This is a genomic window from Nocardia sp. CA-135953 (assembly GCF_050955735.1).
Classification (GTDB): domain Bacteria; phylum Actinomycetota; class Actinomycetes; order Mycobacteriales; family Mycobacteriaceae; genus Nocardia.
On the sequence record NZ_CP192082.1, the window covers coordinates 2,300,692 to 2,319,975 of the forward strand.

19 protein-coding genes and 1 pseudogene are annotated in these 19,284 nt (G+C 65.7%); 13 read left to right on the plus strand and 7 right to left on the minus strand.

The genetic code is table 11. The features are described from left to right. Nucleotides 1-91 precede the first annotated feature (91 nt). Together ACQPXH_RS10600 and ACQPXH_RS10605 are read left to right on the plus strand one after the other, a co-directional pair. Entirely contained in the window at nucleotides 92-991 is a 900-nt protein-coding gene (locus ACQPXH_RS10600; RefSeq protein WP_433602130.1) for an ABC transporter permease, read from the plus strand. Then, nucleotides 988-1,812 (plus strand): ABC transporter permease, encoded by an 825-nt coding sequence (locus ACQPXH_RS10605; protein ID WP_433602131.1) that lies wholly within the window; start codon nucleotides 988-990, stop codon nucleotides 1,810-1,812. Before ACQPXH_RS10600 ends, ACQPXH_RS10605 begins: the two co-directional genes overlap by 4 nt. On the opposite strand, the gene ACQPXH_RS10610 is transcribed toward ACQPXH_RS10605, so the two are convergent. Next, entirely contained in the window at nucleotides 1,813-2,673 is an 861-nt protein-coding gene (locus ACQPXH_RS10610) for a helix-turn-helix domain-containing protein (protein ID WP_433602132.1), read from the minus strand. Nucleotides 2,674-3,083: 410 nt separating this feature from the next. Here ACQPXH_RS10610 and ACQPXH_RS10615 point away from each other — a divergent pair, with 410 nt between their 5' ends. Further along, a complete protein-coding gene (locus tag ACQPXH_RS10615; protein ID WP_433602133.1) occupies nucleotides 3,084-3,341 on the plus strand; it encodes a hypothetical protein in 258 nt (85 codons plus the stop codon). A gap of 373 nt (nucleotides 3,342-3,714) precedes the next feature. Then, a complete protein-coding gene (locus ACQPXH_RS10620) occupies nucleotides 3,715-4,158 on the plus strand; it encodes a DUF4254 domain-containing protein (RefSeq protein WP_433602134.1) in 444 nt (147 codons plus the stop codon). A 246-nt stretch (nucleotides 4,159-4,404) separates the two neighbouring features. Here the strand turns inward: ACQPXH_RS10620 and ACQPXH_RS10625 are convergent, their stop codons facing one another. Further along, the gene (locus tag ACQPXH_RS10625; protein WP_433602135.1) at nucleotides 4,405-4,548 is read right to left on the minus strand and encodes a hypothetical protein; all 144 of its coding nucleotides are present in this window, start codon (nucleotides 4,546-4,548) and stop codon (nucleotides 4,405-4,407) included. 343 nt (nucleotides 4,549-4,891) lie between these two features. On the opposite strand from ACQPXH_RS10625, the gene ACQPXH_RS10630 reads away from it, so the two are divergent. Next, the gene (locus ACQPXH_RS10630; protein WP_433602136.1) at nucleotides 4,892-5,311 is read left to right on the plus strand and encodes a DUF4190 domain-containing protein; all 420 of its coding nucleotides are present in this window, start codon (nucleotides 4,892-4,894) and stop codon (nucleotides 5,309-5,311) included. Between the two features lie 133 nt (nucleotides 5,312-5,444). Here the strand turns inward: ACQPXH_RS10630 and ACQPXH_RS10635 are convergent, their stop codons facing one another. After that, on the minus strand, nucleotides 5,445-6,041 hold the full coding sequence (locus ACQPXH_RS10635; protein WP_433602137.1) for a DUF4126 domain-containing protein: 597 nt from the start codon (nucleotides 6,039-6,041) through the stop codon (nucleotides 5,445-5,447). 18 nt (nucleotides 6,042-6,059) lie between these two features. After that, nucleotides 6,060-6,375, minus strand: a pseudogene (locus ACQPXH_RS10640) (ABC transporter permease); the annotation flags it as partial. On the opposite strand from ACQPXH_RS10640, the gene ACQPXH_RS10645 reads away from it, so the two are divergent. Further along, nucleotides 6,291-6,665 (plus strand): helix-turn-helix domain-containing protein, encoded by a 375-nt coding sequence (locus tag ACQPXH_RS10645; protein ID WP_433602138.1) that lies wholly within the window; start codon nucleotides 6,291-6,293, stop codon nucleotides 6,663-6,665. The pseudogene ACQPXH_RS10640 and the gene ACQPXH_RS10645 overlap by 85 nt on opposite strands. On the opposite strand, the gene ACQPXH_RS10650 is transcribed toward ACQPXH_RS10645, so the two are convergent. Beyond that, nucleotides 6,589-7,716, minus strand: a complete 1,128-nt coding sequence (locus ACQPXH_RS10650) for a TIGR03364 family FAD-dependent oxidoreductase (protein WP_433602139.1) — start codon at nucleotides 7,714-7,716, stop codon at nucleotides 6,589-6,591. The two genes, ACQPXH_RS10645 and ACQPXH_RS10650, sit on opposite strands and share 77 nt — an antisense overlap. A gap of 135 nt (nucleotides 7,717-7,851) precedes the next feature. Here ACQPXH_RS10650 and ACQPXH_RS10655 point away from each other — a divergent pair, with 135 nt between their 5' ends. Beyond that, on the plus strand, nucleotides 7,852-8,574 hold the full coding sequence (locus ACQPXH_RS10655; protein WP_433603408.1) for a GntR family transcriptional regulator: 723 nt from the start codon (nucleotides 7,852-7,854) through the stop codon (nucleotides 8,572-8,574). 334 nt (nucleotides 8,575-8,908) lie between these two features. Here the strand turns inward: ACQPXH_RS10655 and ACQPXH_RS10660 are convergent, their stop codons facing one another. Beyond that, complete coding sequence (locus tag ACQPXH_RS10660) at nucleotides 8,909-9,919, minus strand: LLM class flavin-dependent oxidoreductase (RefSeq protein ID WP_433602140.1); 1,011 nt, start codon at nucleotides 9,917-9,919, stop codon at nucleotides 8,909-8,911. 143 nt (nucleotides 9,920-10,062) lie between these two features. Between ACQPXH_RS10660 and map the strand changes: the two genes are divergently transcribed. From map to ACQPXH_RS10675, 3 genes are all read left to right on the plus strand, one after another. Then, complete coding sequence (map, locus tag ACQPXH_RS10665; RefSeq protein WP_433602141.1) at nucleotides 10,063-10,926, plus strand: type I methionyl aminopeptidase; 864 nt, start codon at nucleotides 10,063-10,065, stop codon at nucleotides 10,924-10,926. A 259-nt stretch (nucleotides 10,927-11,185) separates the two neighbouring features. Continuing rightward, a complete protein-coding gene (locus ACQPXH_RS10670) occupies nucleotides 11,186-12,739 on the plus strand; it encodes a cobyric acid synthase (protein ID WP_433602142.1) in 1,554 nt (517 codons plus the stop codon). A gap of 93 nt (nucleotides 12,740-12,832) precedes the next feature. Next, nucleotides 12,833-13,396 carry an alpha/beta hydrolase gene (locus ACQPXH_RS10675; protein ID WP_433602143.1) on the plus strand — a complete coding sequence of 188 codons (564 nt, stop codon included), beginning with the start codon at nucleotides 12,833-12,835 and terminating at the stop codon, nucleotides 13,394-13,396. Nucleotides 13,397-13,422: 26 nt separating this feature from the next. On the opposite strand, the gene ACQPXH_RS10680 is transcribed toward ACQPXH_RS10675, so the two are convergent. Then, nucleotides 13,423-14,478, minus strand: a complete 1,056-nt coding sequence (locus ACQPXH_RS10680) for an alpha/beta hydrolase (RefSeq protein WP_433602144.1) — start codon at nucleotides 14,476-14,478, stop codon at nucleotides 13,423-13,425. A gap of 296 nt (nucleotides 14,479-14,774) precedes the next feature. Between ACQPXH_RS10680 and mqo the strand changes: the two genes are divergently transcribed. The 3 genes from mqo (at nucleotide 14,775) to ACQPXH_RS10695 (ending at nucleotide 19,181) form a co-directional block, all read left to right on the plus strand. Then, a complete protein-coding gene (mqo, locus tag ACQPXH_RS10685; RefSeq protein ID WP_433602145.1) occupies nucleotides 14,775-16,277 on the plus strand; it encodes a malate dehydrogenase (quinone) in 1,503 nt (500 codons plus the stop codon). 107 nt (nucleotides 16,278-16,384) lie between these two features. Then, nucleotides 16,385-16,834 (plus strand): GNAT family N-acetyltransferase, encoded by a 450-nt coding sequence (locus ACQPXH_RS10690; protein ID WP_063045533.1) that lies wholly within the window; start codon nucleotides 16,385-16,387, stop codon nucleotides 16,832-16,834. 202 nt (nucleotides 16,835-17,036) lie between these two features. Then, a complete protein-coding gene (locus ACQPXH_RS10695) occupies nucleotides 17,037-19,181 on the plus strand; it encodes a VWA domain-containing protein (protein ID WP_433603409.1) in 2,145 nt (714 codons plus the stop codon). Nucleotides 19,182-19,284: the final 103 nt, after the last annotated feature.

Below are 19,284 nucleotides of genomic sequence, written 5' to 3' on the forward strand. Positions count from 1 at the left end.
AGCTGTACCGGCTGCGGCTGCGTGCGACATGCTGAGAACAGCCGGTTCCCCACCGACAAGCACGGTTGACGCGCAGGATGGGAGCGTGCAGATGAGCATCGGTAGCGACGCGGTATCGAGCACCGATCAGCAGGAACGCGACGACGGGGAAAACCGCCGCCTGAGCAGCGAGCGGCTGGTGGACGCGCCACCCCCGCGGATGGCGACGGTGGCGCAATGGTGGGCGCTGACCGCGCGCCTGGTCCGGCCGTCTTGGCGCAATGGTGAACTATTCACCGCACTGCTCGCGCCGGTGGTCTTCACCGTCGGCTTCTACGTCCCGCTGAATCTCGTGATGTCGCTGAACCCGCTCCGGCGGGGCGGGCTGAGCAACTACGCGCAGTTCCTCATGCCCATGATCGCCATGCAGGCGATCGCCTTCTGCGCCATCACGGCCGCATTCCGAGCGGCCGCCGATGCCAAGGACGGGCTCAATGTGCGGTTCGGATCGATGCCGATGCTTTCGACGGTGCCGCTGGCCGCGCGAGTCACGACCGCGCTGGGTCGGGCGGGGATCGCGCTGGCCGCAGCCCTCGTGTGCGGCCATGTGATCGGCTTCCGCTTCTATGGAAGCTGGTGGGACACAATCGGTTTCATCGCGTTCGCGATGCTGATCGGGCTGGCGCTGTGCCTGGGCGCCGATCTGCTCGGCAGTCTGACCAAGAGCCCGGAGGCGACCACCCAGGCGCTGATCCTGCCGCAGTTGATCCTCGGCATGGTGTCGAGCGGACTTTCCCCGGTCAGCCAATTCCCGCACTGGATCCAGGGGTTCGCACGTAACCAGCCGGTCTCGCAATACGTATACGGGCTGCGGGCGCTCGCCGGTGACCCATCGGGACACGCGGGCGTGGTCGGCTGGTCGATCCTCGGGCCCGGGCTGGCCTGGATACTCGGCCAGATCATTCTCTTCGGTGCGGGCGCGGTATTCGTTTCGATCCGGAGGTCGGCATGACCGAGGTACTGACTCCCACGGCGGAACTGCCCAAGGTCTACGGTCGCACCGAGACGTGGCGTCTGCTGATCCCGCAGACGATGATCCAGACCAAGCGGCTGCTGATGCGTTGGTGGCGTGATCCGCTGACCGTCGTGCAGTCGCTCGTCTTTCCCGCACTCCTGCTGATCGTGCTGAATACCGTTCTCGGAAAACAGATTTCGGAGTTCTCCGAGGTGAGTGCGCTGTACGGTTTCGTGCCGATGTCGGCGTTGGTCGGTGTGATGTCCGGTTCGGTGGCAGGTGCCATCACTCTCGGACGCGAGCGCGACGAAGGTCTGCTGGCCCGCTTCTGGGTGCTGCCGGTGCACCGCGCGTCCGGACTGATCGCGCGCATTGTCGCCGAAGGGATCCGGATTGTGCTGTGCACGGCGGTGATGTTCGCGGTGGGTGTGGCGCTCGGCTTCCGATTCCGGCAAGGGCTGCTCGCCGGTATCGCGCTGTTCGGGGTGCCGCTGCTGTTCGGCATCGCCTTCGCCACCGTGGTCACCGCGGTGGCCGTGTTCAGTGCGAAAGCTGCACTGGTGGAGGCTGTTTCGCTCGGATCATCGTTGATGATGTTCTTCAGTACCGGGTTCGTGCTGCTGATCGCCTATCCGCCGTGGGCCCAGCCGATTGTGAAGCATCAGCCGATGTCCTACGCCATCGATGCCATGAAGGGGCTATCCGTCGGCGGGCCGGTGCGCGATCCGCTACTGGCCACCATCGCCTGGTGTATCGGCGCGCTCGTAGTCTTCGCGATCCCCGCGGCGGTCGGCTATCGACGAGCCAGCCGCAGCTGATCAGTCCATCTCTTCGGAAGCCCTGTCGATCAGGGCCATGGAGTCGCGGGGACTGAGCGCCATGGCGCGCAACTGGTCGAAAATAATGCCGAAGCGGCGGATCTGGGGATGGCCCTCGATCAGCTGATCACCCGCGATGCCCTCGACGTACACCAGCTCCGGATCGGCCGGATCCTTGAAGTCCAGCAGCGTGAAGGATCCGGCCATACCGGGGTGCACCCCCGCGCTGAACGGAAGTATCTGCAGGATGACGTTTTTCATCTGCGAATCGTCGAGCAGCCGCTTCAGCTGTGCCTTCATGACATCGGGGCCGCCGACCATGCGCCGGATGGCGGCTTCGTCCAACACCACCCACAGTTCCAGCGGATCCGGCTTGGTGAGATGCATGGCCCGATCCATCCGCGCTCGCACATTGTGCGACACCGTGGCTCCGTCCAGCTTCGGCATATTGGTGTCGATGACCGCCTCGGCATAGTCCGAGGTCTGCAATAGTCCCGGAATGTAGGAGGTTTGGTAGTGCCGAGCTGAGAGCGCCTCGGATTCGAAGTTGATATAGGCCGCGTGCACCTCGGTCAGTGTCGCCTCGTAGGGGCGGGACATGCCGGGCTTGAGTGCGTCCGAAAGAAGTTCGAGCGCATCGTCGCGCTGCTGTTCGGTGACGCCGTAGAGATCAAGCATCGCCATCAGCGTGCGCCGCTGCGGGCGCGCCTGCGCCGTCTCGATGCGGTACAGCGTGGTGATATTGATGCCGGTCCTGCCGCTGACGTCCTCTTTGCTGAGCCCCGCGTGTTCGCGCATCTCGGTCAGCAGCACCGAGAGCCGCCGTAAACCGGCGGTGAGGACTGTGCGCTTGCCTGCCATGACAACCCTTTCGCCCGGCGCACCCGTTAGCACTCTTGCGTACATGTCTGTAGTAAGTTCCCGCCACACACGCAAATATGCATTCGCAGCGTGGTCAGAGACTACCGCCTTTTGCGGCAACGAACTTCGGAGTTTTCGCTGCGATATTCCCTTTGTCACGGTCGACCGCGGCTCGGTGGCCGGATCTATGGGGTGCTCGTCCTTGTAGTCGCGGCACCGTCTTCTCGAGACCGGGGGATGGGATCGACCTAGCGCGGCGACTTCGGGGTGGCGGTTTCGGGTGGTGTGCTGCTGCTCGATTTGCCGGGCATTCGTCTTGGCCGAGGCCGAAATAGCCCACGATGAACAGCGATTCGAAATGGATGGCGCGGATTTCGCCGCGAAGTTCCTCGAGGACCGCGGCCGCACCGATGAGCGGTTGGATATTGTGTGGGACGGAACCCCGCGCATACACCGGACTCGGCGATTCACCGATCTACCGGTGCCGGCTTCCGGCGGAGATCTGGATCGCGGTGTCGGGCACCGATATCGACGTGGCCGCCGGTCTGTCCGAGCTGCCGCCGGGTACGCCGATCGAATGCACCGCGCGTATCCGCGTCGGGGTGGCAGGGGTGCTCGTCCACGCGCAGGCCGACGCCGATCCGAACAAGGCGCCGCTGGGTGACTAGCTATCTGGGTGACTAGTTATCTGGGTGACTAGTTATCTGGGTGACTAGTTATCTGGGGACTCCCCGACCGTAGGCGGCGATCGCATACTGCCCACGCGCTAGGCGATGGTGTGGCAAACTCTTGGCCACCGGTCCAGCTCCCCGCGAGTATCGCGCGTGAAAGTCGTTGTCACTAGCTGTCTGTGGGGTCGCTGCTCGGTGACCAGGTCGTTACCGCAGCAATGAGAACGCACTCTTGCGTTCTTGCATTTGTAAGAGCATGATCCAGCTACGCTAGTTGTGAAGAACCGATCCGATGACCGGGATAACCGAATCGAGAGCCAATCATGTTGGTACAAAGCGCGTTGGTGTCGGGTAAATTCGAGGTACGGCGATGAGCGCGCCTACGGTGGGGGTGTTGCCGACCGCTCCGCAGATATTGTGTGCATTTCAGGGACGACGTTTTCAAGATCGTGAATTACTGCGTTCCGCACACGCTCTCGCCGAACTGCACGCACGCCGTGCCGAGGTTCAGGACATGAACCTGGTGGCCGAAATCGATTGCCGTCGTGGCGAACTCGTCGACGATATCAATGAGTGGATTGCGCAGGAGATCCCGCAGCATCGCAATGGTGCTTCGCTACATACCGAGAGCCTCGGTGCGGTGGTGGATCGGATGGCGCGCAGTTGGGTGGACGCCAACACGGCCATCGATGTCGATGGCGCGCGTAGCGATAATACCCATAAACACTGGTACCACTTGGCGGAACTCGTCGACGGCTACACTGATCTGGTAACCGACGTGGCCGGTGGCCGCCGCCGTTTGCCTGAACAGTAAGTCTCGACGGCGACATTCGTCCGCAATAGTGACCAATAGTGACACTGCCTCGACAGCGTTACTGCTCAATTGGCGACGTCCCGGGCCAGCGTTGTCCGACCAATGACCCGACCCGGACGCAAACGTCGCCGGCACAGTGACGGCGGGCGCAACGGGGCGCCCGGCCCGGCGTGCCGCGTGGTCGACTGGCGCGGCACGCCCGCCACGGAATTCGCCACTTGTTGGCGAATTCGACAGTGCCCGAACTCATTCGGCGACCATCCAGACCACTGCCGCCGCGACGCGAATATCGATCGTGTGGTGTGCGTGCAGTTCGACCCACGGTGTCGACCAGCCGAAGTGATTCCTACACTGCTCGATCAGCGTCATCGCGGCAAGCAGGCTGGCCAACTCACTGCTACCGATAGGGCACCCCAATCGCGAGCATTGTCTCCGGCCGCGCAGTGCGCTCGGCCGGTCGCCTTCAATCGCTGCGCGGGATGGTCGATCGGCGCGCCACCCGCGCGATCGCACCCGACTGGCTAATCAACCGCGCGGTCGGTTTGCTTTGTGCTCAGCGGATTTGGGCCAGATGCAGATTGGCCGGCACTTCGCGCCATAACGCCTCGGTCGGCGAGCGCGCCCGCCGCGGACCTGGCCGCATCGGCATCGAATCGAACGTTCGGTATGCGACTATCGTGGCTCGCGAACGATAGCAGGCCATTCTCGGGGATTTCGTGAGTGAGGATTACCGATGTCGTATAGCCCGCCGCCGGAACCGACCAACCCGACCTGGCACCCCGGCCCGAACGCCGGATACTCCGCGCCCATCCCGCCGCCGGGTCCGAACCTTTATCAGCAGCCACAACCCTGGGTGTCTACCAACGATCCCGGATGGCAAGGCGGTCCGCACGCGACCGGTCAGCGGCAGGGGCCACGGTTCGCCGTAGCGTCGGCGATCCTCGGCATCATCGGTTGCGTACTCCCGTTCCTGCCGATCGACCTGACCGGCGTGCGACCGTTGGTCGGCCTCCCCTTCGCAATTTCCGGACTCGTCCTCGGGATCGTCGGCTGCACCGGACAGCGCAGTGCCAAGGCGCTGGCGGTCACGGGAATCGTGCTGTCCGTCCTCGCACTTACCGCAGAGTGCATCATGCTGCCCCAGCTGATGTGAGCCCGGAGGCGGACCCACGTCGACGTACCGCGGCAGTGCCCTCCGGCTTCGATCCATATCCTGTGCTCCGCAACGGAATTCCGCCGCGATCCGCATATGACTTCGGCTGCGGGTTGGTGTGGCGCAAACCCGCCTAGACCGCAGCCAAGCGTTTGGCCTCGCGACGTTGTCTGCGGCGAATGCGGTAGCGGCGTATTCGACTCGCCAGCAGATAGACCAAAAGCACGCCGATCACCAGCAGTGTGCCCGCACAGACGGCCGCCACGACCGGGTGGAAGATCGCGATGGTGACGATGCCGCCGACGGTCAGATCCTCGATGAGGCTCATGACGATATTGCTCGCGGGCTCCGGCGAGGTGTTGATCGCCATCCTTGTTCCGGCCTTCACGAGATGGCTTGCCAGGGCGGTGGTTCCGCCGACCGCGCCGGCCGCGAGTTGGGGCAGCGATCCGTCCTGGCCGGCGAGCAGTGCTGCGACGACCGCACCCGATGCCGGGCGCACTATGGTGTGCACCGCATCCCAGAAGCTGTCGAGATAGGGGACCTTATCCGCGACGGCCTCGATGAGGAACAACACACCGGCCGCGATCAGTACATCGGTGCGCTGCAGTGCCTCCGGCACCTCGTCGGACAAGCCGGTGACGCCGAAGATGCCGAGCAGCAGGACCACCGCGTAGGCATTGACCCCGCTCGCCCAGCCCGCGGTGAAGATCAGGGGCAGTGCTGACATGGGGCCATCGTATGGTGCTCAGCGCAGCTCGGCGCGACCACGCAGCCGACCGAGCGCGACCGAGGCGACCAGTGTCACCGCCAACAGCAGGCAGGTACTCGCGGCCGCGTCGAATACCTCACCGCGATCGGTGAGCCCGAATATGGTGACCGGCAACGTTTTCCAGGTGGCCGGATATGACGGTCGCGCCGAGCTCGCCCATCGACAGCGCGATCGCCAAACCCGCGGCAGCGCCGAGCGCGGGCAGCAGTGGCGGCAGCGTCACCTGGAACAGCACCTGAACCGGACCCGCACCGAGGGATTCCGCGGCCTGCCGGTAGGCGGGATCGAGCCGGTGGCTGGTGGGATGCTGTTGCGGTAACGCGGTTTACGAGCTTCCGATTCTGTCTCGACCCGACTGTCGAGCAGCAATCACTGCTGGCCCGCCACGCTGGTGCGGCACGATTCGCGTTCAATCAGTGCTTGGCAATGACAAAACAGCGTTGGGTGAGCGCCGCCGCAAATCGGACACCAGTGCCGTGGACGGGGTTCGACCACATCAGCGTTGTCAGAGATTCAGCAGGTCGGCGGTTTCCGCGCCGATCGCGGGGCCGAGGGTCATGCCGCGGCCACCCGGACCGGTGACGACCCAGATGTGCGCATCGGCCTTCGCGCGGGTCACGATGGTGGCCGGATCGATGCTCTGGCTGTAGACGCCCGCCCAGCGCCGCACTACCTGCGGGAGTTTGCGTCCCAGCAGCTCCTCGGTGACGGCGGTGAGGTGTTCGTACGGTGCCTCGTCCAGATCGAAGGCGAAGGGCTCCTCGTATTCGTGGGTGTCACCGATGGTGAGACCGCCGTTGAGGCGCTGTACGCACAGCAGCTGCATCCTGTGCTCGGCGGCGATCGCGGTCTGCGACTGTTCCGCGTTCAGCACGTCCAACGCCGGACCGGCGAAGCCCGGATAGTAGCGGAAGCTGTCGCCGTCGGCGATCGCGGTGGTCAGTGGCTCGCCGAGCGGCGCGGTCTGCATCATCTGCAGCCGGACTCGGCGCACCGGGATGTCGCCGACGAGTTCGCGGGTCAGGCCGGTATGCGCGGCGCCCGGACAGACCAACACCAGATCTGCTTCGAAGGTGCGGCCGTGATCGTCGAGAACCGTTGCGCCGGAACCGGTATCGGTGACCTGACGCGCCTCGGTGCTCGCATGGAAGGTATAGCGGTCCGATGCGGTCAGATATGCGCGCAGCGCGGGCAGTGCCTGCCGGGATTCGACGGCAGCATCGGTCGAACAGTGCAGTCCGGCAAGGAATTTGCCGCGCAGGGCCGGATTGATCGCGCGCACCTGTTCGGGTTCGAGCAGTTCGAAGCCGCGGGGTCCGGCATGCGTGCTCGCAGCGGCGGCCTCGGCGACCGCGAGTTCGGCGGGGGTGCGCACCAGCGTGATCGATCCGGCGGCCCGGAATCCGACACCGGGCACCTTGCCGCCGATCTCCTCCCACAGTTGCCGGGAGCGCAGCGTGAAGTCCAGTTCGGTGGCCGAGCGCCCGGAAACCCACACCAGGCCGAAGTTGCGCACCGTCGCACCACGCGCCTCGGGCTCCCGCTCCAGCTGCACGACCTCGTGACCACGGCCGATGGCGGCCAGGGCGTGCGAAGTGCCGAGGATTCCGCCACCGATGATGACCAATCGCATGAATACATAATGCGCAATGGTCTAGACCAACGAGTGTTGCCCGCGCGAACGCTGGGTTAACAATTGGTATAGACCAATACGGGGTAGGCTGTCGGTATGGACACATCAGGTGCGACGAGAGCCGAGGCCGATGAAATGCGCGGCGGGCGTATCGATTCGGCGCCGCGGCTGCCGAAGTCGTACCTGGTGCGCACCGAACTCGAGCAGCTGCTGACCGATCTGGAGGAGGGCGACCCCGTCCCCTCCGAGCGCGACCTCGCGGTTCGATTCGAGGTCGCCCGCGAAACCGTCCGGCAGGCGCTGCGAGATCTATTGGTGGAGGGTCGAATCCGCCGCCAGGGCCGGGGGACGGTGGTGTCCCGCCCGAAGATGGTGCAGCCGCTGTCGCTGCGCTCATACACCGAGGGGGCCATCAGTCACGGCCGTGTGCCCGGCCGACTGCTGGTCGGCTGGGACGACGTCCCCGCCGACGCTGATACCGCCCGTGACCTCGGGCTCACGCTGGGCGCCCCGGTCATGCACCTGGAACGCGTACTCCTCGCCGACGGCGAACGCATCGGCCTGGAGAGCACCTTCATGCCCCTCGACCGGTTCGGTCACCTACGGGATACCTACGATCCGACGACATCGCTGTATGCGGCGGTGCGCGCCTCGGGCGTGGTACTCGGCAAGGCCACCGAACGCATCGAAACCGTCCTTGCCTCCCCGCGCGAGGCCGCCCTGCTCGAGTGCAGCACGGCCCTACCGCTGCTACTCCTGCACCGGCGCAGCGTGGACCAACAGGGTGCGCCCGTCGAACGCGTCCGCGCGCTCTACCGAGGCGACCGCATCGCCTTCGAAGCGCAACTCGGCGGATAGGGCCTTGGGCTACATCCACGCTCGCCGCGACGGCTCGAGCCTCAGTACCGCACGGCGCGAGTGCGACCGCTGCGGCCGAGATCTGTTGCGCGCGTGAATGGTCGGCCAACTACCTGTGCCGGTGTTTGCCCTCTACAGTGCTGCGATCGCGATCGTGACCGGTGCTACCTCAGCCTGGATCGGCTACTACTTCAACATCCGCAAGGACCGCTTGCAGTGGGGCCGCCGGCATGCGACACGATGGGACGGCGCCCGGCGGGAGGCGTACGTCGCCTTCGCCGCGGCCATCAAGCACGAGGTTCGGCTGCACTTGGTGCCGCGGCGTTGTGCTGGCTCAGCGCACTTGCGGTGCGACCTTCGCGCCGAGCAATTCGATGTTGTGCAACACCTTTTCGTGCGGCAGAGTGCCGACACTGGTGTGCAGCATGAAGCGGTCCAGGCCGAGGGTGTCGCGGGCGTCGGTGATCTTTTCCGCGACGTAGTCCGGGGTGCCGACGAAGAGGGAACCGCGCTGCGAGCGCAGTGCATCGAACTGTGCGCGGGTCATCGGGCCCCAACCGCGTTCGCGCCCAATGGTGCTCATCGCTCCGGCGTACGGCGCGTAGAAGTCGGCGACGGCCTGCTCGTCGGTATCCGCGAGGTAGCCATGCGCGTGTACCGCCACCGGCTGCTTCTCGTGGCCGCCCTCTTCGAGTGCCCGGTGGTACAGATCCACCAGCGGCTTGAAGCGTGCGGGCTGGCCGCCGATGATCGCGATCGCCAGCGGGAGGCCGAGCAGCCCGGCGCGAACCACGGATTCCGGGCTGCCGCCCACCGCGATCCAGACCGGCAGCGGCCGGTTGTCGGTGCGCGGGTAGATCACCGCATCGCGCAGCGGGGCACGGAATTTGCCGTTCCAGGTCACCGGCTCGTCCGCGCGAATGTGCAGCAGCAGCGCTAGTTTCTCCTCGAAGAGCTCGTCATAGTCGCTCAGGTCGTAACCGAACAGGGGGAAGCTCTCGGTGAACGAACCGCGTCCGGCCATCAGCTCGGCGCGACCGTTCGAGAGTCCGTCCAGCGTCGCGAAATCTTGGTACACCCGTACCGGATCGTCCGAACTCAGCACGCTGACCGCGCTGGTCAGCTGGATGCGCTCGGTCCGTGCCGCGATCGCGGCCAGCACGACCGCCGGCGCGGATGCCGCGAAATCCTTGCGGTGATGTTCGCCGACGCCGTAGACATCGAGTCCGGCGCGCTCGGTGGCGACCGCCTCGTCCACCACCTCGCGCAGCCGTTCGGCCGCGGTGGGCGCCGGTCGGTCGCCGACCGGGTACAGCTCCGCGAAAGTCGTGAGTCCCAGTTCCACAGCTCGAGTCCTGTTCGTGTGAAGTTTCTACGTCGACCACTACCCTAAACGGACCGTGGTCCGCGACTATTCCTTCGGTTGACGGCGCGTTCGCGGCGCAGGCAAGGACAGTGCGCGATGACCGGTGCGGATACTCTTGTTCCATGTCAGTGCGTACCCGCCAGCCGCTTGTTCCCGGCACGCTCTCGCCCACCCGTGAGGTTCCGCGCTCGATCGAGCGTCCGGAGTATGCGTGGAAGAAGACCGTGAACGAGGGTCGTGAACCCTGGGTGCAGACTGCCGAGACCATCGAGAAGATGCGGATCGCGGGCAAGATCGCGGCGCAGGCGCTCGAGGAGGCGGGCAAGGCGGTCGCGCCCGGTGTCACCACCGATGAGCTGGACCGGATCGCACACGAGTTCATGTGCGATCACGGTGCCTATCCATCGACGTTGGGGTACAAGGGTTTTCCGAAGTCGTGCTGCACCTCGCTGAACGAGGTGATCTGCCACGGCATTCCGGATTCGACGGTGATCGAGGACGGTGACATCGTCAATATCGACGTGACCGCCTACATCGACGGCGTGCACGGCGACACCAATAAGACCTTCCTGGCCGGTGATGTCGACGAGGAGGTGCGACTGCTGGTCGAGCGCACGCACGAGGCGACCATGCGGGCGATCAAGGCGGTACGGCCGGGCCGGGCGCTCAATGTGATCGGGCGCGTCATCGAGTCCTACGCCAACCGCTTCGGCTACGGCGTGGTGCGCGATTTCACCGGGCACGGCGTTGGCCCCACCTTCCACAGCGGCCTGGTCATCCTGCATTACGACCAGCCCGCCATCGAATCGGTCATCGAGCCCGGTATGACCTTCACCATCGAGCCGATGATCAACCTCGGCGATATCGACTACGAGATCTGGGACGACGGCTGGACCGTGGTCACCAAGGACCGCAAGTGGACGGCGCAGTTCGAACACACACTGGTTGTGACCGACACGGGCGCCGAGATTCTGACCGTGCCGTGACGGGTGGACCGCGCAGGTCGAAGCTCGCGCTGTTGGGTTGTGACCGACACGGGCGCCGAGATTCTGACCGTGCCGTGACGGGTGGACCGCGCAGGTCGAAGCTCGCGCTGTTGGGTTGTGACCGACACGGGCGCCGAGATTCTGACCGTGCCGTGACGGGTGGACCGCGCAGGTCGAAGCTCGCGCTGTTGGGTTGTGACCGACACGGGCGCCGAAATTCTGACCGTGCCGTGACGGGTGGACCGCGCAGGCTCGCGCCGTGACCAGCGCATCGACGGGTGCGCTGCTGATCGCCGGAACAACCTCCGACGCTGGGAAAAGCGTTGTGGTGGCCGGACTTTGCCGCATGCTCGCCCGGCGCGGTGTTCGAGTCGCGCCGTTCAAGGCGCAGAACATGTCCAACAATTCGGTGGTCACCCTCGACGGCGGCGAGATCGGTCGTGCGCAGGCCCTGCAGGCGGCGGCGTGCGGGCTCGCGCCGAGCGTTCGATTCAATCCGGTCCTGCTCAAACCCGGCAGCGACCGACGCTCCCAACTCGTGGTGCGCGGCAAGGCCATCGGCACCGTCGGCGCGCGTGACTATTTCCAGCATCGCCAGGACCTACGCGAAGTCGTTGCCGCCGAACTGGATTCGCTGCGCGCCGAATTCGATGTGGTGATCTGCGAGGGCGCCGGTTCGCCCGCCGAAATCAACCTGCGCGCCACCGATCTGGCGAATATGGGGCTCGCCCGGGCGGCGCGACTGCCGGTGCTCGTGGTCGGCGATATCGACCGCGGCGGCGTGCTCGCGCACCTGTTCGGCACCGTGGCCGTCCTCGAGCCCGAAGACCAGCAACTGATCTCCGGCTTCATCGTCAACAAGTTCCGCGGCGATGTCGAATTGCTGCGTCCCGGACTCGACCAGCTCACCGAGCTGACCGGACGCCGCACACTCGGCGTCATCCCCTACGCGGACGAACTGTGGATCGACGCGGAGGACTCGCTCGGCACGGTCGCCGACGCGCCGGTCGGCCGTCCCAGCCTGCCGGTGGGTGCCGAATGGCTTACGGTCGCCGCGATCCGTCTGCCGCGCATCTCCAATTCCACCGATATCGAAGCGTTGGCCTGTGAGCCCGGTGTCGCGGTGCGCTGGGTCGGCGACCCGTCCCGGCTCGCCGATGCCGATCTGGTGGTGCTGCCGGGCAGTAAGGCGACCGTATCGGATCTGGAGTGGTTGCGGCGCACCGGAATTGCCGATGCGCTACAGGCCAGAGCCGCATCGGGGCGGCCGATCCTCGGCATCTGCGGCGGATATCAGATGCTCGGGAGTCGCATCGTCGACCGGGTCGAATCGGACGCGGGGACGGTCGCGGGTCTGGGTCTGCTCGATCTGGAGATCGAATTCGCCGACCCCAAGGTACTGCGACGCAGCGCAGGGCGGGGTCACGGAATCCCCGTGCACGGCTACGAGATTCACCATGGTCGCGTCGAGCGCAGCGGTGATCCGTCCTGGCTGGAGCTGAACAGCTCACCGACCACAGAAGGCACTGTGCGCGACGCGATCTGGGGCACCCACCTGCACGGCCTGCTGGAATCGGATGAGTTCCGTCGCTCCTGGCTCCGTGAGGTCGCCGCCCGCGCCGGACGGCACGGTTTCGTCGTCGCCGAAAATACCTCGGTAGCCGCGATCCGCTCGTCCCAACTCGACCTGCTCGCCGACCTGATCGAACAGCACCTCGACATCGCCCACATCGAACGCCTGCTCACCGACGGTGCACCTGTTGATCTCCCCACCATCGTCGCCGGCCTGGGAGTCGGCAGCACATCACTCTGACCAGCCCGTACAGCCACCGACATGTTTACGTTCCTGACTCGCGAGTAACTGACACGCGGTTCCGTTCAATTAGGACGTGTACCGTACTCCGGCATGAAATCTCGGCGGATCACGGTCGGTGACCGGGCATGGACCATACGGGTCGACGGCCCGGAGTCTCGACACAGCGTGCTGCTGTTGCCCGATGCCGGTGATCCGGTCGACGTCTACGACCAGGTGTGCGCGCGACTGCACACCTCGGACCTGCGCACCATTGCGGTGGAATCGATAGCGGACCTGGATCCGGCGGGCGTGCACGCCATCCTCGACGAACTCGGCATCCCCTGGGTGAATGTCGCAGGACGCGGCGCCGGCGCGCAGCTCGGCTGGCAGGTCTGCGCGGGTGGTTTCGGCCGGTTCATCAGCCTTGTCGTCGCCGATCGCGGCCATCCCGCGATTCCGGCTGCCGACGGCACCGTCGCGGACCCCACGTGTCGTCCGGTGGAGGTCGCCGCCACCGTGCTGGTCACCAAGAATCTGCCGCGTCCGGTCGCGGATGCCTCCGGGCGCTACGTCTACGGCGAATTCCGGGTCGTGGAGATCGACGTCGACAATGTGGCGACCGAGGCCGACCACGAATTGGCCACCGAGATCGTGCTACGTACCAGCCTCTGGTGATCCGGCGGTCTTCCGGTGAAAGACCGCTAGCGACTGCTCGCAGGTCGCTCGAAATGGTCAGCCAGCCAGTCCAGCCAGCTGTCGAGTTCGGCGAAGGCCTTGGCCAGCGGTTCGGCCGAGGACAGGAAGACATCGTGGCGGGCGCCGTCGATCGGGACGATATTGGTCCGATCACCGAGGCAGCCCGACCAGCGCTGGATCTGGCGCACATCGAGCACCGCATCCGCGACATCGACGGCCGGACCGTACTTGCGCGCGAATTTCGTGATGCGCGAACGCAGAATCAACGCGGGCACGCCGACCGAGAGCCCCGCCTGCAACTGGGCGTGCCCGTTGCGGATCGCGCGCAGCCAGCCGAGCCGGACCGGGAAGCCCGCCAGCGGCTTCCAATCCAGGTTGTAATCCCACTCGCCCGCGACGCTGTGGTGCAGGCTGTCGCCGTAGGAGCTGATCTTGTTGCCGGGTAGCTCGACCATCGACCGGATCCGGCCGAGCATCTTGATCACCGGAGTGCCTATGGTCCGGTAGTACGACGGGCCCTGCAGATCGAACCAGGGGCTGTTGAGCACCAAGCCGACAATGCCCGACTTGGCCGTGCCCTTCGCCATGTTGAGCCGGTTCAGCCAGAGCGACACGATGAGTCCACCGGTCGAATGTGCGACCAGCAGCACGTTGTCGCCCGCCTCTTCCTGGATGATGCGCAGCGACTTGTTCAGCTCGGCGTCGTAGAGCGCCAGATCGGTGACGTAGTGCGGCGTCTGGCCGTCGCGCAGCGAGCGACCGCACTTGCGCAGATCCAGCGCGTAGAAGCGATGTCCGCGCTCGGCGAAGTGTTCGGCGAGATGCTGTTGGAAGAAGTAGTCGGTGAAACCGTGCACGTACAGCACCGCGGGTTCGGTGGTGGCGGAACCGGTGTCGGGGGTGTAGCGAACGAGGGTCGCGACGGCCTCGCCCTCACCGTCGGGGTCCGGACCCAGCGGCAGACTGCGCTGCTCATAGCCCGCACCGAGGATATCTGGCTGCCATCGCTCGGTTGCCGGGGTGGTGATATCGGACACGCTGAGCGAGGCTTCGTTCGTCACAAGGATCAATCTAGCCGTAGTGACTGCTTGCAGGTCACTCGAAAAGGTCAGCGACGTCAGGGCGGTTTCGAAGGTCGAAGCCAGGAAGGAATCTATGTCACATTCGGTAGGTTCGTTGCCGGACTTCGAACAGGTGAGGTGCACAATTGGGCTAGGTGAACGGCGGGTAACCTACACCTCGCCGAGTCACGCAGGACTCGCAACAACCACATAGCGCCCGTGCCCAGCAGGCCCACCGTGGGGGTGGGCGTGCGCAGAAGGACAAGGAAGTCGATCTACCCGTGCCGAACGCTGCCATGACTGAAAAGACCGATGTAGTACTCATCGGTGCCGGCATCATGAGTGCCACTCTCGGCGCACTGCTTCGGCAGCTGCAGCCGGAATGGTCGATCTCCCTATTCGAGCGGCTGGACGCGGCCGCCGCCGAGAGCAGCGATCCGTGGAACAACGCGGGCACCGGACACTCCGCACTGTGTGAACTGAACTACAGCCCGCAGAATCCGGACGGCTCGGTCGATATCAGCAAAGCCATCGATATCAACGAGCGCTTCCAGGTCTCGCGCCAGTTCTGGTCCTACGGCGTGGAGAACGGCATCCTCGGCGATCCCTCCGCCTTCATCAACCCCATCCCGCACGTCAGCTTCGTGCACGGCGCGGACAATGTGGACTACCTACGCAAGCGGTACGAGGCGCTGTCGCGGCATCCGCTGTTCTCGACGATGGAATACGTCGACAGCCCTGACGAATTCGCCAAGCGGCTGCCGCTGATGGCCAGGGGCCGCGACTTCTCCGATCCGATCGCGCTCAACTGGACCGATGAGGGCACCGATATCGACTTCGGTTCGCTCACCAGCGAACTGCTGGCCTACCTCGGCCGTTCCGGCGTCGATCTGGCCTTCGGTCACGAGGTGCGCGACCTCACCAAGCAGTCCGACGGTTCCTGGCTGGTCAAGGTACGCAACCTGCGTACTCGCCGAACCCGGACGCTCATCAGCAAATTCGTCTTCGTCGGCGCCGGCGGCGGTGCGCTGCCGCTGCTGCAGAAGTCGGGCATCAAGGAGGCCAAGGGTTTCGGCGGCTTCCCGATCAGCGGTCAGTTCATCCGCTGCACCAACCCGGATCTGATCTACAAGCACGAGGCCAAGGTCTACGGCAAGGCCGCCGTCGGTGCGCCGCCGATGTCGGTGCCGCACTTGGACACTCGCATCATCAAGGGCCGTCCCGGCCTGCTGTTCGGCCCGTACGCCGGGTGGACGCCGAAGTTCCTCAAGGACGGTAAGAACACCGATCTGTTCAAGTCGGTGAAGCCGAACAACATCTTCTCGCTGCTCGGCGTCGGCGTCACCGAACTCGGCCTGACCAAGTACCTGGTCAGCGAGCTGCTCAAGTCCGAGGCGGGCAAGGTGGCCACGCTGGAGGAGTTCATTCCGCGCGCGGACGGCCACGACTGGGAGCTGATCACCGCGGGGCAGCGCGTGCAGGTCATCCGGCGCAAGGGTGCGGGCGGTGTGCTCGAGTTCGGCACGGCGGTCATCGCCGCCGAAGACGGCACCATTGCGGGTCTGCTCGGCGCGTCACCCGGCGCGTCGACCTGTGTGAGCGCCATGATCGACGTGCTGCACCGCTGTTTCCCGCGCGAATACGACGACTGGTCGCCGAAGCTGAAGGAAATGGTGCCCTCGCTGGGCGTGAAGCTCTCGGAGGACCAGGCGCTGTTCCAGGAAGTCTGGGATTGGTCGACCAAAACCCTGAACCTGAACGGTGTGTCGGACAACACGCCGAAGCACACCGCGATGTGAGCGATGGCTCGGAGGCGGTAGCTCGCGTAACCACGGAGAGCCCCCGCGAACATCGCAAATTGGATACAGCGGTCGCGCCGATCGCGTAGTTGTGATAGCAAGACGCGATGATGTCAACGGTTGCACTCAAACGGTCCTGGGCGCTCGATCTCGACACCGCCACCCTGTATCAGCTGTTGAAGCTTCGCGTCGAAGTATTTGTCGTCGAGCAGAAATGCGCGTACCCGGAGCTGGACGGTTTCGACCTGCTGCCGGAGACACGCCATTTCTGGCTCGATGACGAGGGCGAGATCATCTCGACGCTGCGGTTGACCGAGGAGCACGAGAACGGTGTGAAATCGTTCCGAATCGGCCGGGTGTGCACGTCGGTTCCGGCGCGCGGACACGGGTACACCACCCGGCTGGTGCAGGCCGCGCTCGCCGAGGCGGGTTCGGCGACCGTGCGCCTGAGTGCCCAGACCTACCTGGTCGACTTGTACGCCAAGTTCGGCTTCAAACCGGACGGCGACGAGTTCGAAGAAGACGGCATCATGCATCTGCCCATGCGCAAGGGCTGAGCTGCGTTGTCGGCCGCGCGGCGCGGCGTGTTCGCGGGCCCCTGGTGTCTCGCGTCCGTGAACGGTCGCTCGTAAGACAGCTCCGAGGTGGTTGATCGAGTGGAAGGCTCGCTCTTTCCCCTGATGCGACTGTGGAGGTGTCCCGCAGTGGAGGGTGCTGGAGGGTGGGTGTGGTGGCGCTAATAGAGTCGGGGGCGTGTCGATGTCCCGTACCGAAACCGCGCCGCACGCCTCTTCGCTGACCGGGGCGCGTCCCGGTGCTGATGGTGATGCGGGCTTTCCGTTCTCGGCGGTGGTGGGGCAGGAGCGGTTGCAGCTGGCGTTGATCCTGTGTGCGGTGCATCCCGGGATCGGCGGCGTCTTGGTGCGCGGGGAGAAGGGAACCGCGAAATCGACTGTAGTGCGGGCGCTTGCGCAATTGCTGCCGCCCATCGTCGATGAGACGGGGGCGCGGCCCGCTCGGCTGGTCGAGTTGCCGGTGGGGGCCACAGAAGACCGAGTGGTCGGTTCCATGGATCTGGAGCGGGTGCTGCGCGACGGCGAGCAGGCGTTCCGGCCCGGGCTGTTGGCGGCCGCGCATCACGGCGTGCTCTACGTCGACGAGGTGAATCTGCTGCACGACCACCTGGTGGACGTGCTGCTCGATGCCGCCGCGATGGGGCGGGTGCATATCGAGCGCGATGGGGTCTCGCATTCGCATCCGGCACGGTTCGTGCTTGTCGGCACCATGAATCCGGAGGAAGGTGAACTGCGGCCGCAGCTATTGGACCGATTCGGGCTCACCGTCGATGTCACGGCATCGCGGAACGTGGACATGCGGATGTCGGTGGTGCGGCGTCGGCTGGACTACGAGGCGGATCCGGCCGGATTCGCCGCACGCTATGCCGCGGCCGATCGAGAGGTGGCCGAGCGGATTCTCACCGCCCGCGAGCGGGTCGCGTCCGTCGCGCTCGATGATGTGGAGTTGCGGCGGATCGCCGCGCTGTGTGCGTCATTCGATGTGGACGGGATGCGGGCAGACCTCGTGGTCGCCAGGACCGCTACCGCGCATGCGGCCTGGCGCGGGGCGGACGCGGTGGCCGAGGCGGATGTGCGGGTTGCGGCCGAGTTGGCATTGCCGCATCGGCGGCGGCGGGATCCGTTCGATGAGCCCGGGATCAGCGAAGAGCAGCTCGACGAGGCGATGCGTGCGGCGGGGGAAGAGGCGGAAAAGTCCAGCGAGCGTGCGGAATTGGAGCACGGTGCGGAGGATCTTGCAGGAGATGATCTCGACGGCCGGTCGAACGGTGGGGGTTCGCGTGGTGGTCCGGACGGCCCCAGCGATGTCGACAGTGCGTTGAACAATGCGAACGATCGGGATGGTGGTCCCGCTAACGGTGGCTCGGATGATCGAGGCCCGGACGACGATCCGGATGGCGGTCCAGGCCCTGGAGGTCCAGGTGCACCAGCCCCCGACGGCGATGGATCGGATTCGCCGGGCGGCGGGCAGTCGCCGTCCGCGCGCGAGGGTCGTATCGGCGCTCCCGCGACATCCATTGTGACACCGCCGCGTTGGGAGGTGCCCGGCATCGGCGAGGGTGCGGTGGGCCGCCGTTCGCGCGCACAGACCAGGCAGGGCCGCACGGTGCGGTCCAGTACCGATATCTCCGGCGGTCTGCACCTACTCGGCACCGTATTCGCCGCCGCACCGCACCAGCACTCCCGCGGCCGAGCCGACGGCCCGTTGAAACTGGCCGCCGAGGATCTGCGCGGTGCGTATCGCGAAGGGCGCGAAGGCAATCTGGTGGTATTCGTGGTCGATGCCTCCGGATCCATGGCGGCGCGCGACCGTCTGTCGGCGGTTACCGGCGCGGTCGTCGCTCTGCTGCGCGACGCCTACCAGCGTCGGGACAAGGTCGCCGTGATCACGCTGCGGGGCCTGGAAGCCGAACTCGTCCTGCCGCCGACCTCCTCGGTGGATATCGCGGTGCGACGCCTGTCCGGTATTCGCACGGGCGGCAAAACCCCACTCGCCGCAGGGCTTTTGAAGGCCCGCGACGTCGTGCACCGCGAACGCGTCCGCGATCCGCGCCGCCGCCCGATGCTGGTCCTGCTCACCGACGGCCGTGCCACCGGCGGCGTCGATCCGGTCCCCCGCGCCCGCGCCGCCGCGAATCTGCTTGCCGCCGAGGCGATCACCTCGATCGTCGTGGATTGCGAACGCGGCATGGTCCGCCTCGGCCTCCCCGCCGACCTGGCCCGCACCCTCCGCGCAGGCTACCTCCAACTCGCCGAACTGACCGGCGACTCGGTCGCCGACGTCGTCCGCGCCGGCTCCGGTCGCCCCGGCGTGACACGAGCCGCCTGATCGTGGCGGATCTACCTACCGAACTCGTAGCCCGGCATTCGGCCTTTCGGCGCATGATCGCATCGGCATCGGCATCGGCATCGGCATCGGCATCGGTATCGGC